We start from the raw sequence: 13,747 nt of genomic DNA, 5'->3' as shown, positions 1-13,747 counted from the left end.
ATTAAGCCCAAAAATAAAAATATCATGGCAATAACCATGATATTTTTAAGAATAGAATTGTCATAATTACTTATAACAGGTTTGTAAAATTAGTTTTGCAGGATCACATGTCCTCTCAGTTCAGTAGCAGAACTTCCGTCAACCCAGATGGTATAATTTTTACCGGCCTGAAGCGCACCATCAACAACAGGCGCGGTTACTACACCAGCAGCTGATAGGGTAAATTTAGTACCTGGATCAACCTGTATATAATTCGAAAGACTCGCATAGCCTACAGATGGGATCAGATTTGCCCCGCCTGTAACAGCTACTGCAATATTATTTGCTAAAAAGCCATTGATGTTGACAAACCTTACTTTGGCTTTTCCTGAAACAGTAGTTAAATCATCTGCAAACACACCTAAAGCAATCGTTCCATCAGCTGTTTTATAATAAAGGGCGGTCAGGTAAGTTCCGATCTGTACGCCTCCCTGTGCACTGGCGTTCGCCGTGGTAGCACCGGCATCAGCAGATGCAAACGTATTTGTACCAGAAGTAAAAACAAGGTAATCGGAGTTGTTCCCGTAACTTACGGCAGTTGTTGTTTTTTTAGCATTATTTACATACAAATCCTGCGAGGCAGATCCTTCTACAGCGTTTACATACCTCACCCTCGCTTCCCCAACCGGTTCTGGTGTAGGGTCACTTTTTTTACAGGAAGCTATTGAAATCATTAAACCGGCACCAGCAATCACAAAGGCTACCCAGGCCTTCGATGATAATAAAAATTTTCTCTTCATATCTTTATTTTTTTTAAATCGGTCAAAAACAAAATGGCTCGGTCAAAAACCAAGCCATTTATCGTTATTTTGTTTATAAATTAATTGTAATTGTTTAACATAACCGGCATCACCAGCATCAGGACGTCCTCGTTCTCATCATTGGTCTGAGGGATCAGCAAGCCGGCCCGGTTTGGTGTAGATAGCTCTAATGTCACCTCTTCGCCGCTTAAATTGCTCAGCATCTCTATTAAAAACTTAGCATTAAAGCCAATTTCCAGATCTTCACCCTCATACTGGCAACTCAAACGCTCATGTGCTTCATTGGCAAAATCAAGGTCTTCAGAAGAGATATTTAATTCGCTGCCATTGATCTTTAACCTCACCTGATGCGTGGTTTTGTTTGCAAAAATAACCACCCTGCGTAGGGTATTCAGGAACAAAGCCCTGTCTATAACCAGTTTATTTGGATTGTTGGCAGGAATAACCGCCTCATAATCAGGATAGCGCTCGTCAATCAAACGGCAAACCAGGTTAATGTTCTCAAATTTAAAGAAAGCGCTGGTTGCATTGTAATCTACAGATACGTTGATGTCAGTAGAAGGCAAAGCCGCCTTTAGCAGGGTTAGGGCTTTTTTAGGCAAAATAAAAGAAGAACTTTTATCTGCTTTACTGTCCATACGCCTGTATCTTACCAACTTGTGTGCGTCTGTAGCTACAAAAGTGATGTGCTGATCAGAAAGCTGACAAAAAACACCCGTCATAGCCGGCCGAAGTTCATCGCTGCTGACAGCAAAAATTGTTTTGGTAATGGCCTCAGTTAAAACAGAAGCTGGCAGGTTTACAGATGAAGCATTTTCAACAACCGGGATTTTAGGAAAATCATCCCCGTTCTCTCCGCTCAATTTGTATTTACCGTCGCCCGCGCTGATCTCGATAGAGAAAGTACTATCGTCAATATTGAAAGAAATTGGCTGATCGGGCAGTGTTTTTAAGGTGTCCAGTAATATTCTTGCAGGAACCGCAACTTTACCTCCTTCTTTGGATTCTACAGGCAAAGAAGTGGTCATGCTGGTTTGCAGATCGGTAGCAGATATCGTTAAATTTCCATCTTTAATCTCAAACAGGAAATTTTCCAGTATAGGCAAAACAGTACTGCTGCTTGATGCACCATTAACTGTTTGCAAATGTTTTAAAAGCGTTGATGTGGATACAATAAATCTCATAGTTATGATCTAGTCAGTTCTCAAAAATATAAAAATTACCTTGCATACTTATGTTTACGGTAATAATGTTGAAAAATTGCGAACGATATTAACAATAGTAAAGGTCCAATTAAATTAATCAGCTGCCATTGCAGCTTTTCGGCACGCAAACGCCCCTTATCCAATAACCTGATTTTAACCTCTTTATTGCGCAGGGCGATCAGATTGTCGGCATTACACAAATAATCGGCAACATTTAACAACAACGCTTTATTTCCGTAACTCTTTTCGGTATAACGGTCAAAACCCAATGGAAAAACAGAGCCATCCCTGCTGCTTACCTGGTTCTTAAAAACATCACCATCACCAATCACAATCATTTTACTGGCTTTGCCAACAGGAGGAAGCCCATAATTTTCAATGATCCCCGCCGGTACAGGTCTGTTTAAAAATACAGAAGGAAAATTCCCTTCCAACAGTACTGCAACAGCTTTTGGAGAACTTGCATACTCACGGGGGTCGGGTTGCTCGGCCACCATCTGGAGCGACAGCAATTTGGGTGCATTAAAAACTTTATTAAATGGCGAGGTATGCAGAATGATCTTTTTGCTGATGCCTTTTACCGATATCGTATCTACCGTACTTACAAATTCTGCTTTTACATCATCTATGTTTTTTACGATGGCACTGGCCGTATCAGGCATCAGTAAAGGATAATAGACCCATGGAGCCAGCTGGATCTGCCCTTGTCCTCCGCCCATTGCCAGGGGGATCTCTGTGCAGTTGGCATCAGCAACCAGGTTATAATTTACCCTGGCACCATACATAAACAACATATCGTCCAGGTTTAGCTTGCGGTTAAAGGCCAGCTGCTCCCCGGCACCTTTTAAGCTATCCAGGTTGGCCCCCACCTGATCTATACACCATACCACACTGCCGCCCTTCATTACAAAATAATTGAGCTTATATTTCTGTACTTCTGTAAATTCTTTTTGAGGTTTGGCTATAACCAGCGTATTCAGTTTATCCAATCCATTTTTATCAATCAGGTCAAGGTTTACCCTACCCACTTCATAGCTATCTGAAAGGCTTTTGATGGCATCCTGCAGCTCCGGATCAGACAATTCGCCATTGCCTTCGGTAAAACCTATCCGGGGATGTTCGCCGGTCAGCACCTTTTGAATGGCCGAAGTGAATACATATTCCAGGTTCTGTATGGAATGATTGATACTTTCTTCATAACTGCCACTGGGATTGAGGTTTTGGAGCAGTCTGACCGGAAAGCGCTTATCACCACTGCTGACCATGGCCATCGGAAAAATAACCTTCTGCGCAAAACCATTGTCATTTTTAATGTTCAGATTGGTAGGCTCTATACCTACCTGATACAGGTTGTTGATGGCTGTATCCTGTTCCGCTGCTGATAAGCCGTCAATCGGATCGGCAAATACAATTTTGATGTCTGTTCCGGCGTATGCCCTGTAATCGGTCAGCAGATCTTTTGCAGCACGCTGCAATCTTTTAAAAGCAGCCGGAAGTTCTCCGTCCAGAAAAACGGTAATCAGGATGGGCTTACTGGCATCTTTCAAGATCGATGTTGTTTTAGGGTTCAGCGTAAAGCGCTTTTCTTTGGTAAAATCTATTCTGGTATATACAAACTGCGAAACGATGTTGAGCAACAGGAGCAGCAATACAAAAATAACTGCTCTGCTCTGGTATTTTTTAAGTTTTACCATTTCCGCCCTCCTATCACTAACCTTGCCGCCCCTAAAAACACAAGTATAAAACTGATAAAGTATACCAGGTCCCGGGTATCCAGCACCCCCCTGCTTATGGACTGATAATGTTCATTTACACTCAATGACTGAAATACATTTTCAAAATAACTCAGGCTAAACAACTGGCTTAGGGCATCAAAACCAATATAGGCTATAAAACACAAAAATGCAGCTACAGCAAAAGCGATCACCTGATTTTTGGTAATGGAAGAAGCAAAAATACCAATCCCTGTAAATGCAGCCCCCAGCAGCAATAAACCAATGTACGAACCAATGACTGCCCCGGCATCGATGTTTCCTTTGGGCAAGGCCAATTGCGATACTGTAAAATAATAGATTAGTGTAGGAATAAGGGCAAACAGCAGCAATATCAGGCAGGCAAAATACTTGGCAAGCACAATTTGCCAGTCGGTTACGGGCCTGGTAGCCAGCAAAACATAAGTACCTTCCCTTCTTTCTTCGGCAAAGGAGCGCATGGTAACCGCAGGAATTAAGAACATAAATAAGAAAGGTGCCAGGCTAAAAAAACCGGTCAGCTCTGCATAGCCATATTCCAGTACAGAGGTATCAGGAAAGAACCAAAGCAGTAAACCCGAGACCAGCAAAAAAATACCAATCGTAATATAAGCCATCAGCGAATTCAGCAAGCTGAACAATTCCCGTTTAAAAACTGCGTACATGCACCTGTTCCTTAAAAATTATAACCTGCCCTTAAACCAGGAAAAGACAAAGTGCCGGTACTTCTGGACCAGCTTTCGTAACGCAGCCCAATATCTATAGTCCCTGTCCCGGATACCGGGAATTCTGCGCCCAGACCTGGAGCGTAGGTAAAGGAGGTTCCCGAACCATAGCCATTGGCCGTAGAGATGGATATCCCCAATTCGCCGGCAACATAAACATGCGGTATGATGAAATACCTTGCACCAGCTTTTATAGGTACAAAACCCTGTTTATATTTAATATTGGAGAAAACAGCCGGCCCCTGGAACCTGATGTAGCCAACATTACCCGTAATGATCAGGTTTTTGGCAACCGGTTTCTGATAAAGCAGTGAAACACCAATTCCATAGTCGGCGATGTCTTTAAAATTCCCTACCGGAAAGGCTGCTTCCAGGCCAAGTCCAATTTTTGATTCGTTGCCATTTGTTTGTGCCAGGCTGTAATTCCATGTAAAAAAGCATGCAATAGCTATTGATAATATTTTCTTCACACGTGATTATTTTGAATGATGCAATATTATAAAATATAGCTAGCATAACAAAAATTAGGATATTAGTTTCTTCAAGTCCATATCAAGATAAAGCAAGAGAGGACATCATGAGTGTAAGGGAAAATGACAAGAATTAACTATTTCAGCGATTAGAATGGATAAATACCTTTGCCCAATAGCTTTTAAATTATGAAACGCCGTTGCATCTTTCTATTATGGGTTCTGATCACTTTCTGTTTATGAACTGCAAAAAAAAAGTGATCCTGAAATGAATAATATTAAAAAAGCTTATATGAATAAAGATTTTTTTGATTAACATTGATATACATATACTTCGATAGTTAAACCGGCAAAAACCAACCTATTCTCTCCTGACCAATGACACAAAAATTCATAACGATTGCCAATTGTAAACTAGCCTATCTTGAAAAAAACAGCACTGCTCAAAACACCATCTTTTTTATCCATGGAAACTCGGTTTCTTCCCGTTCCTGGAAGGCACAGTTGAGCAGTGAAAGGTTACAGGGATACAGGTTAATTGCTATAGATTTACCTGCACATGGTGATTCTGGAGCTTCAGCTGATCCAGGTGCAGATTACAGCATACCAGGTTTGGGGGCAATTGTGGCTGCTGCCATTAAAGTCTTAACTGCAGATCGTCCTTACATTTTGGTTGCTTTATCGCTGGGAACGAATATAATGGCTGAATCTCTGGCCTTCGGTCTCCATCCTGCGGGAATTGTACTTGCAGGAAGCTGCCTTATCGGAGAAAAATATACGCTCGACAGTTTTGTTTATCCTGATACAAATGTTGCAGTAGTTTTTACAGAACAAGCTCCGCAAAACGAAGTCAGGTTATATGCTTCACAGGTGATGAGCAACAGTGATGCATCGGTAGTGGAAGAATTTGTGACAGATTATTATCAGGTAAAGTTGCCCTTCAGATCATCATTGAGCGGCAGTATCCAGGAACAAAAATACAACGATCAGATTGCATTGATCCATGCAGTTGACAAACCTGCATTGGTCATTTTTGGAAAAGACGAACAGGTTATAAATCCCGATTATTTAGATGATGCACCATTTAAACTATGGCAGAACACCGTTTTTAAGATTCCCGGAGCCAGCCACCTGGTACAGTCCGATCGCCCGGAAGAATTCAATAAATTACTGGCTGATTATGCAGCCGCGACTTTCATTTAATTTTTCGGGCAACCGGAAGATTTTATATCAATCCATTTTTGATGCAGAAGCTAACCAGGGCAACGGCATTAGGGGTATTTGTTTTATCCTGCATGCTCCTTCGGTGATTGATTACCGTATGTTCACTGATAAACAACTTGTCTGCAATCAGTTTACTGCTCAGTCCTTCAGCCATCCACAATAAAACTTCTTTTTCACGCTTAGACAATAGTTTATCCTCTTCATTTAAATGATAAACTTTTTTATAGATGGTTTGATGGGCAGCAGTACCATTGATGTTAATTTCATCTACAGTCTGAACAATGGGCAATTCATTACCAAAATTATTGATGTTGATCAGCATGCCCATACTGAACATTGGATTTCCTGATTTATCAGATAAAAAGCAACTTCGCTGCAAGAGTTTTTCAGATGCTCCATTCCTGTTTTCTACACACCAGTTATAAGAAAATACATAATTTTTATGATTTTCTGGTGGTATATTTTGCAGGATATTTAATCTGTCAGGAAAAATTTCTTTATTGAAAAGCTGTAGATGATCCCGCTGATAGATCTCGAGGGTATGGCTGACCCCTTCTTTTAAAAAACACTCCGATTTATATCCTGCGAAGTTTTCCGACATATTAATGTACAACCCTGTTCTGTAATCCAACAGGTAAACAAAAGGCACGCTATGGCGGAAAAAAGATTGTGCAAATCCATTGGCATTTATAAAATCATCAAAACCAGTAAGCTGAAATTCTTCCGAATCATAAACATTGCTTTTGACAGATTCCAGATAGCTTAGCCAGGTTTGCTTGTTTTTTCCTTTCATTGTCAAAGTTTATTTATACTCAAATGTCCAGTCGTAAGCCTTATTTATAGTTTGGACTACCGGGGTATTACTACCAGGAGCAGTGACATAGCTTTTATAAATGTTTTCTTCTTTAATTGCTACAGGGTAATCATCATTTGCATAGGTGATGCTAAACTTTCGTGTACTGGTCAGGTCGGGAGCACCAAGATCACTGGTGAATGTAGTGATGCCGATGTTTAAAGGATGATTTTTATCAGTGGAAAAGGACAGCAGTCCGGAAATGGCAATAAACTGGTTGTAAAAAGGATTTTTCCTGGTGTCGTACTGGTTATATGCAATCTCTTCAACTGCCCGCCCCGCTTCAGTATAAGTACTTCGCTTGGCTATATTCCCTGCAGCATTATACTGGAAGCGATATATGTTCATTATCCGATAGGTTTCTTTGTTCAGGTTATCATAGCCCGAAACAATAAAAGATTGTTGTTCCAGCAGCTGCTTCTGCTCATTATAACGGAAAGAATCATAAGCACCTGGCCTGAAAATAAGACTGCCATCTGGCGGTCCCTGCCGGCGTGTAAAACTTGTGGCTTTACTGAGCAGGCCTTGCGTGTCATAGGTATATTCAACATACTGGGTCAATTCCAAAACGAGTGTGCTGAGGTTAAAACGGTACAAATTACGCTTACTGAGCAAACCTGCCCCGTTATATTCATAACTGTCGTACTGTCCATTGCTTTGCGCAACAACACCAGCTGGCAATTCAATTAAATTGCTGGTAACTTTTATCAGCCTGCTGCTGGCATCATACAAAAAAATAAATTCGCTCTTTCCGGGCACCGATGGTGTAGCACCAAGCTCTTTCTGGGTTATTCTGTTAACCAGACGTTCATTTACCGGGGTTTCATCTTCCGGAGAAGTTGACTTTTTACAGCCCGACAGGGCGATTAGACCACATAAAAAAGCGTATCCAAATGACCTCATCATATTTTAATTAATTTTATATCCTGTTATTCCTGATAATAAAATTACCAGTAAAACAGTATACAGCATATAGTAATTTCTTGTCATTTTTCTATTCCTTTCCGGATAGGTTTAACTCGTATTTATATGATCGATTTTTTTAGCGCAAAGCTTATCAAAGCAGTGGCATTGGGCGTATTGGTCTTATCCTGCATATTGCGGCGGTGACTGATGATGGTATGCTCACTAACAAACATTTTTTCTGCTATCATTTTACTGCTCAAGCCTTCAGCCATCCACAGCAATACTTCTTTTTCACGTTTAGAAAAAAACCTGTCTTCCTCATTTATAAAATATGCCTTTTTATAAATGGTTTCGCAGCTGCTTAACCCCTCGGGATCAATTTTATCAATGGTTTGGAAAACAGTGTTTTTATCATTGTAATGAGTTATATTGATCAGTATTCCCATGCTATATATGAGGTTGCCCACCCCATCAGATAAAAAGGAATTGCGTTGCAGATAATGTTCGTCTTCACCTTTCCTGTTTTTAACTGCGGTATTATATGAAAACACATAATCTTTATGCGTTGATGTGGGGATGCTTTTCAAAAACTCCAGTCTGTCCGGAAATATTTCCTGGTTGAACAGCCTCAAATGGTCACGTTGGTGTATTTGTAAGGTATGATTGATGCCTTCATTTAAAAAACATCCGGATTCATACCCTGCAAAGTTTTCAGACATGTTGACATATAAACCAGTTCTGTAATTTAACAAATAAACAAAGGGTATGCTGTGCTGAAAAAATGAATGCGCAAAACTATTGGCCTTTATAAAGTTATCAAAATCAGCCAAATTTAATTGTTCGGATTCGCAGAGCTTACCATGCATGATGTCCAGATAATCAAGCCAGGTTGGCCTGTTTTTAATTCTCATAGCGTGTTAATTCGATGTATAGCAGAATGTTAGGGAGACACTAACGAATATACACAGCTTAAATTAATAATACAACATAAAAAACAGCATTACCAAATAAAAAAAGTATAATTCATCAAAAATATTTAGCAATAGATTTTTAAGCACCCCACTAATATTGACATTTATGAAACAAACATAAAATGGCAAGAAATAGCTATTGATCACCGATTAACCAAATTATAGTTTTGCTAGCAATTCACACATAATTTACTACTTAAAATAAAATCGATGAAAAAAAAGTTAAACTATTTATCAGTATTTTTTTTAGCATGTCTGCTATCCAGCTGCGCTACCATATTTGGGGGCAAGGTAACCAGCGCACAGCGCACTAAACCAAAAGAAGGAGAACCGGCACGTAAGGTCAGACCTGTTGCCGTTATTGCAGATGCACTAATCTTTTGGCCTGGCCTTATTGTAGATTTTGCTACTGGGGCAATTTATAAACCAGCACCTAAATCAGAATCAGAACCTAAAGTTGAAGCGGCTTCAGTTAAAAAATAATCTGGCATTTGCATAAATAATTACTCAAAACCATGTTTACTCACACTAAAAAAACACCATTCATTATTGGTTTAGGCCTAACCCTATTGTGCCTGTACCCTGTTATTACAAATGCCCAGTCAAGTCCGACTGAACCAGCCCCTGTATCCTACAGAAAAAACCTGGTTAAACTAAACCTTGGCGGGTTGGCACTTAAAAGTTATAATTTCAGCTTTGAACGACTCTTATCCAAAAAAATCAGCTTTGTCGCGGGTTACAATACCATGTCTGAAAACAAACTTTCAGATTTACCACTCATCAAAAAAGCTTCAGAAAAATTGCTGGATGAAGAAGATGACATTAAAAATGATTTTGACAAAATTACAGCTGCCAACAAGGCATATACGGCAGAATTTCGTTTTTATACAGGGAGCCATCCTGGTGCGAGGGGTTTTTACGTTGCCTTATACGGCAGGTACAACGATACAAAGATCAATTATGCTTATGATTATGAAACCAATTCCAAAACTTATCATTTACCTGTAAAATCAAAAATTACGGGCTTTGGCGGAGGTTTGCTGCTGGGTACACAGTTCATTATTGCCAAACGTGTGGCACTTGACTTCTATTTTGGTGGTCATTATGGGAAGTCGAAAGGAAATGCTGATGCATTGGCTGATTTAAGTACCATGACCCCAGAGGAGAAGGCAGACCTTAAAAATGAACTGGAATCAAAAGTTGAAATAAGCGGCAAGCAATATTTAACAGCAACAGTTACCAATGAAGGCGTAAATGCTAAGGCCGATGGGCCATTGATTGGTTTGAGAGGTGGATTAAGTCTGGGAATAGCATTTTAACAATTAAACATATATATATGAGAAGCGCTTTAACAATACTGATTGCATTAATTACAATCAGCACAATCAGTTCCTGCAAGAAAGATGAAAAAGCCAATAGTCTTATTGTCGGGAAATGGTTTTTTGAAAAAATAGATTACGTTGAATTTGAGGATGGACAAAAGACCACCTCTACTGAAACAGGAGGTCCGGGTGATTTTTTCCAGTTTGACGCAGATGGAAAGTTTTCTGGAAGTACCTGGTCAAATAAGATTGAAGTAAGTACCTGGGAGCTCATCAACAATAAAATGCTCAAAGTAAAACCGAACAGTGAGATTGACTGGCCTGAAGCCGGCATGGAGATAAAGACCCTAACCAGCAGCAGCCTGGTTTTGTATGAAAAGACAATAGAGGGCAATAATTATTATGAAACTACGGTTTACTTAAAGAAATAGGGGAATAAGGTAGGGGAAGTAAAAAGCCCTTCCTGAATGATCGGGAAGGGCTTTTTATAGCATCTGTTCTTAATTACAGACCAATGTTGTAAGCTAATCTTAAACCAATGAAGCCACTGGTTGTTGAGTTAGCTGACCAGCCTTCGTAACGTGCGCCCAGTTCAATTGAACCTTTGTCAGCTACAGGGAAGTCAACACCAATACCTGGTGCATAAACAAAAGCTGTTGAGCTACCGCTTTTGGTACCAAATGCAGCACCTAATTCAGCAGCACCAAAAAAGTTCTCACCAAAATAATACCTTGCACCAGCTTTAACCGGAATAGCGCCATAATTTACTTTTCCAATGATAGGCAGATCTTTAGACTGAAAATTAGTAAAACCTGCACTACCAGTTACCAATAGATTTGCAGCAACAGGGTGCTGATATTGCAATGAACCTCCATAACCAAAATTGTATGAATCACCAAAATCACCCATTGGGAAAGCGAATTCAGCACCTACACTTAATTTAGGGGCTTTAGTTTGTGCATTTACACTAGAAAATGCAAATAAACCTGCAACTGCTGTTAGTAGTAATAATTTTTTCATTTTTTTACTATTTAATTTTTAATTTGATTTATCCGTTTGACGCAAAAAGACTGCCAAGAGTTACAGAAACTTATAAACATTTTAACACTTTTGTGTCAAAAAAGCTGTTTAAATAGCAAAAACCAACAAAATCAGGCAGTTGACCTTTTTTCTCAGGAAGTCAGTTTTTTAAATATCTCTTCAAGGGAGGTGGTATTGTGCTTATTTTTTAATTCTACAATTGAAGCATTGGCCACAATAGTACCTTTATGGATAATGATCACATCGTCGCAAACAGCCTCTACTTCCTGCATAATGTGCGTAGAAAGGATCACTGTTTTATCTTTACCCAGGTTCCTGATCAGCTCACGGATATCGCTGAGCTGATTGGGATCCAGTCCGGAAGTGGGTTCGTCAAGGATCAGCACCTCGGGGTCGTGAATGATGGCTTGTGCCAGGCCCACCCTTTGTTTGTACCCTTTGGACAACATGGCAATCTTTTTATGCTGCTCGGCAGTAAGGCCTACCTGTTTAACCGTCTCTTCTACTTTTAGTGCGGCATTTTTTAGCTGATAGGTATGGGCTACAAACAAAAGAAACTCCTTTACATACATGTCCATATATAAAGGCGTGTTTTCAGGTAAATATCCCATAATCCGTCTCAGTTCAATACTTTGGGTCTGTGTATCATAGCCAGATAAGCTGGCCGTTCCGGAACTGGGTGCTGTATAACCGGTAAGCATGCGCATTGTAGTGGATTTACCTGCACCATTAGGGCCTAAAAAGCCAAGTATTCTGCCGGGCTTGGCTTCAAAGCTGATTCCGTTAACCGCCTTTTGTTTACCGAAATATTTGACCAATGCGCTTACCTTAATGCTCAATTTCTTCTATTTTTAGATGTAATGAAAAGATCAGGTTCAAAAGTAGGAAAAACAAGGTCTTATTCCTGGAAACCATTAAATATTTTATCTAAGTTTGCATCATTATGGCAAAGAATACTAACGACGAGCAATTTAAAAATGTAATATCACACGCTAAGGAATATGGTTTTGTATTTCAAAGCAGCGAAATATATGACGGACTAAGTGCTGTATACGATTATGGACAGCTTGGTGCCGAATTAAAAAACAACCTGAAAACCTATTGGTGGAAAGCCATGGTGCAGCTGCACGAAAATATTGTAGGCATCGACTCTGCCATATTTATGCACCCCAAAGTATGGAAAGCCAGTGGCCACGTAGATGGCTTTAACGATCCGATGATCGACAATAAAGATTCTAAAAAACGTTACCGTGCCGATCAGTTACTAGAAGATAAAATAGCCCGTTACGAAAAAGACGGCAAAACAGATAAAGCTGCGAAACTGCAGGCTGATATGGACGATGCCTTGAAGGCGGAAGACCTGCAGCAACTGAAAACCCTGATTGAACAGCACGAGATTGCATGTCCTGTTAGTGGTACAAAAAACTGGACAGAAGTGCGACAGTTTAACCTGATGTTCAGCACCCAGTTTGGTGCCATGGCAGAGGGTTCTGAAGAAGTATACCTGCGCCCGGAAACAGCACAGGGTATTTTTGTGAATTTCCTGAATGTACAAAAATCTGGACGCATGAAAATTCCTTTCGGAATTGCACAGATTGGAAAAGCTTTTAGAAATGAAGTGATTGCCAGACAGTTCATCATGCGTATGCGCGAGTTTGAACAGATGGAGATGCAGTTCTTTGTGCGTCCGGGTGAAGACAAAAAATGGTTTGCCTATTGGAAAGAGGCCCGCCTGAAATGGCACCTGGCATTGGGCACACCTGCCGAAAAATACCGTTACCACGACCATGTGAAACTGGCACATTATGCCAATGCCGCTACTGATATTGAGTTTGAATTTCCTTTTGGCTTTAAAGAGGTAGAAGGCATCCATAGCCGCACAGATTTCGACCTTTCGCAGCATCAGGAATATTCGGGCAAAAAAATGCAGTACTTCGATAATGACCTGGATGAGGCTGGTAAGCCTTATGGCAATTATGTGCCTTATGTAATAGAAACTTCTATCGGCTTAGACCGTATGTTCCTGCTGACCCTGATCAATGCTTTTGAAGAACAGGACCTGAGTGAAGGTGATAAACAAGACAGCAGGACCCTGCTGCGTTTACATCCCTGCCTGGCTCCTTATAAGGTGGCAATTTTCCCGCTGACCAAGAAAGACGGGCTGCCTGAAAAAGCAAGGGCGATTATGGATAACCTGAAACTTGATTTCAATTGCATTTATGAAGAAAAAGACGCTATTGGCAAACGTTATCGCCGTCAGGATGCCATTGGCACGCCTTTCTGTGTAACGGTAGACCATCAGACACTGGAAGACGATACGGTAACCATCCGTCACCGCGATACCATGGAACAGCAGCGCATTGAAATTAAACACCTGGATGAGCTGATTGCAAGTAAAACGAGCTGGAAGACCTTGCTTCGTAAAGATTAGAAATTACCTTCTCCTCGGAGAAGGTAATTTTATATTGGCACAAAAGTA

At 40.4% G+C, this 13,747-nt stretch carries 15 protein-coding genes; 5 read left to right on the top strand and 10 right to left on the bottom strand.

All coding sequences use genetic code 11. The annotated features are described in order from the left end of the window. Window positions 1–89: 89 nt before the first annotated feature. The 5 genes from HDC92_RS15170 to HDC92_RS15150 form a co-directional block, all read right to left on the bottom strand. On the bottom strand, window positions 90–779 hold the full coding sequence (locus tag HDC92_RS15170; RefSeq protein WP_015809038.1) for a DUF4397 domain-containing protein: 690 nt from the start codon (window positions 777–779) through the stop codon (window positions 90–92). Window positions 780–859: 80 nt separating this feature from the next. Continuing rightward, window positions 860–1,984, bottom strand: a complete 1,125-nt coding sequence (dnaN, locus tag HDC92_RS15165; protein WP_015809039.1) for a DNA polymerase III subunit beta — start codon at window positions 1,982–1,984, stop codon at window positions 860–862. A gap of 35 nt (window positions 1,985–2,019) precedes the next feature. Further along, window positions 2,020–3,699 (bottom strand): gliding motility-associated ABC transporter substrate-binding protein GldG, encoded by a 1,680-nt coding sequence (gene gldG / locus HDC92_RS15160; RefSeq protein WP_015809040.1) that lies wholly within the window; start codon window positions 3,697–3,699, stop codon window positions 2,020–2,022. After that, window positions 3,693–4,421: a gliding motility-associated ABC transporter permease subunit GldF gene (gene gldF / locus HDC92_RS15155; RefSeq protein ID WP_015809041.1), complete on the bottom strand. Its 729-nt coding sequence runs from the start codon at window positions 4,419–4,421 to the stop codon at window positions 3,693–3,695. The genes gldG and gldF overlap by 7 nt, the downstream gene beginning before the upstream one ends. Before the next feature lie 11 nt (window positions 4,422–4,432). Then, complete coding sequence (locus HDC92_RS15150; RefSeq protein WP_015809042.1) at window positions 4,433–4,951, bottom strand: hypothetical protein; 519 nt, start codon at window positions 4,949–4,951, stop codon at window positions 4,433–4,435. A gap of 378 nt (window positions 4,952–5,329) precedes the next feature. Here HDC92_RS15150 and HDC92_RS15145 point away from each other — a divergent pair, with 378 nt between their 5' ends. Next, window positions 5,330–6,154 (top strand): alpha/beta fold hydrolase, encoded by an 825-nt coding sequence (locus tag HDC92_RS15145; protein ID WP_183875723.1) that lies wholly within the window; start codon window positions 5,330–5,332, stop codon window positions 6,152–6,154. A 22-nt stretch (window positions 6,155–6,176) separates the two neighbouring features. Here the strand turns inward: HDC92_RS15145 and HDC92_RS25340 are convergent, their stop codons facing one another. From HDC92_RS25340 to HDC92_RS15130, 3 genes are all read right to left on the bottom strand, one after another. Continuing rightward, complete coding sequence (locus tag HDC92_RS25340; RefSeq protein ID WP_015809045.1) at window positions 6,177–6,968, bottom strand: response regulator transcription factor; 792 nt, start codon at window positions 6,966–6,968, stop codon at window positions 6,177–6,179. A gap of 9 nt (window positions 6,969–6,977) precedes the next feature. Further along, a complete protein-coding gene (locus tag HDC92_RS15135) occupies window positions 6,978–7,934 on the bottom strand; it encodes a hypothetical protein (RefSeq protein ID WP_015809046.1) in 957 nt (318 codons plus the stop codon). A gap of 119 nt (window positions 7,935–8,053) precedes the next feature. Further along, window positions 8,054–8,845, bottom strand: coding sequence for a response regulator transcription factor (locus HDC92_RS15130; RefSeq protein WP_183875721.1), 792 nt, complete (start codon window positions 8,843–8,845; stop codon window positions 8,054–8,056). A gap of 270 nt (window positions 8,846–9,115) precedes the next feature. Here HDC92_RS15130 and HDC92_RS15125 point away from each other — a divergent pair, with 270 nt between their 5' ends. From HDC92_RS15125 to HDC92_RS15115, 3 genes are read left to right on the top strand one after another with little or no spacing between them, the layout of a single operon-like run. Then, window positions 9,116–9,388, top strand: a complete 273-nt coding sequence (locus HDC92_RS15125) for a hypothetical protein (RefSeq protein ID WP_015809048.1) — start codon at window positions 9,116–9,118, stop codon at window positions 9,386–9,388. A 32-nt stretch (window positions 9,389–9,420) separates the two neighbouring features. After that, window positions 9,421–10,224, top strand: a complete 804-nt coding sequence (locus tag HDC92_RS15120; protein ID WP_183875719.1) for a DUF3575 domain-containing protein — start codon at window positions 9,421–9,423, stop codon at window positions 10,222–10,224. Window positions 10,225–10,241: 17 nt separating this feature from the next. Further along, window positions 10,242–10,658, top strand: coding sequence for a hypothetical protein (locus HDC92_RS15115; RefSeq protein WP_183875717.1), 417 nt, complete (start codon window positions 10,242–10,244; stop codon window positions 10,656–10,658). 73 nt (window positions 10,659–10,731) lie between these two features. Here HDC92_RS15115 and HDC92_RS15110 read toward each other — a convergent pair whose 3' ends face one another. Further along, window positions 10,732–11,247: a hypothetical protein gene (locus tag HDC92_RS15110; protein WP_183875715.1), complete on the bottom strand. Its 516-nt coding sequence runs from the start codon at window positions 11,245–11,247 to the stop codon at window positions 10,732–10,734. Between the two features lie 152 nt (window positions 11,248–11,399). Then, on the bottom strand, window positions 11,400–12,107 hold the full coding sequence (locus tag HDC92_RS15105) for an ATP-binding cassette domain-containing protein (protein WP_183875713.1): 708 nt from the start codon (window positions 12,105–12,107) through the stop codon (window positions 11,400–11,402). A 104-nt stretch (window positions 12,108–12,211) separates the two neighbouring features. On the opposite strand from HDC92_RS15105, the gene HDC92_RS15100 reads away from it, so the two are divergent. After that, on the top strand, window positions 12,212–13,699 hold the full coding sequence (locus HDC92_RS15100) for a glycine--tRNA ligase (protein WP_183875711.1): 1,488 nt from the start codon (window positions 12,212–12,214) through the stop codon (window positions 13,697–13,699). Window positions 13,700–13,747: the final 48 nt, after the last annotated feature.

The organism is Pedobacter sp. AK017 (assembly GCF_014200825.1).
Classification (GTDB): domain Bacteria; phylum Bacteroidota; class Bacteroidia; order Sphingobacteriales; family Sphingobacteriaceae; genus Pedobacter; species Pedobacter heparinus.
This window is presented reverse-complemented; position numbering and strand designations above follow the sequence as displayed.

Coding starts and splice junctions, on each gene's coding strand:
- HDC92_RS15120 (WP_183875719.1), top strand. CDS start 9,421: ATGTTTACTCACACTAAAAAAACACCATTCATTATTGGTTTAGGCCTA.
- dnaN (WP_015809039.1), bottom strand. CDS start 1,984: ATGAGATTTATTGTATCCACATCAACGCTTTTAAAACATTTGCAAACA.
- HDC92_RS15110 (WP_183875715.1), bottom strand. CDS start 11,247: ATGAAAAAATTATTACTACTAACAGCAGTTGCAGGTTTATTTGCATTT.
- gldF (WP_015809041.1), bottom strand. CDS start 4,421: ATGTACGCAGTTTTTAAACGGGAATTGTTCAGCTTGCTGAATTCGCTG.
- gldG (WP_015809040.1), bottom strand. CDS start 3,699: ATGGTAAAACTTAAAAAATACCAGAGCAGAGCAGTTATTTTTGTATTG.
- HDC92_RS15100 (WP_183875711.1), top strand. CDS start 12,212: ATGGCAAAGAATACTAACGACGAGCAATTTAAAAATGTAATATCACAC.
- HDC92_RS15130 (WP_183875721.1), bottom strand. CDS start 8,845: ATGAGAATTAAAAACAGGCCAACCTGGCTTGATTATCTGGACATCATG.
- HDC92_RS15125 (WP_015809048.1), top strand. CDS start 9,116: ATGAAAAAAAAGTTAAACTATTTATCAGTATTTTTTTTAGCATGTCTG.
- HDC92_RS15135 (WP_015809046.1), bottom strand. CDS start 7,934: ATGATGAGGTCATTTGGATACGCTTTTTTATGTGGTCTAATCGCCCTG.
- HDC92_RS15115 (WP_183875717.1), top strand. CDS start 10,242: ATGAGAAGCGCTTTAACAATACTGATTGCATTAATTACAATCAGCACA.
- HDC92_RS25340 (WP_015809045.1), bottom strand. CDS start 6,968: ATGAAAGGAAAAAACAAGCAAACCTGGCTAAGCTATCTGGAATCTGTC.
- HDC92_RS15170 (WP_015809038.1), bottom strand. CDS start 779: ATGAAGAGAAAATTTTTATTATCATCGAAGGCCTGGGTAGCCTTTGTG.
- HDC92_RS15145 (WP_183875723.1), top strand. CDS start 5,330: ATGACACAAAAATTCATAACGATTGCCAATTGTAAACTAGCCTATCTT.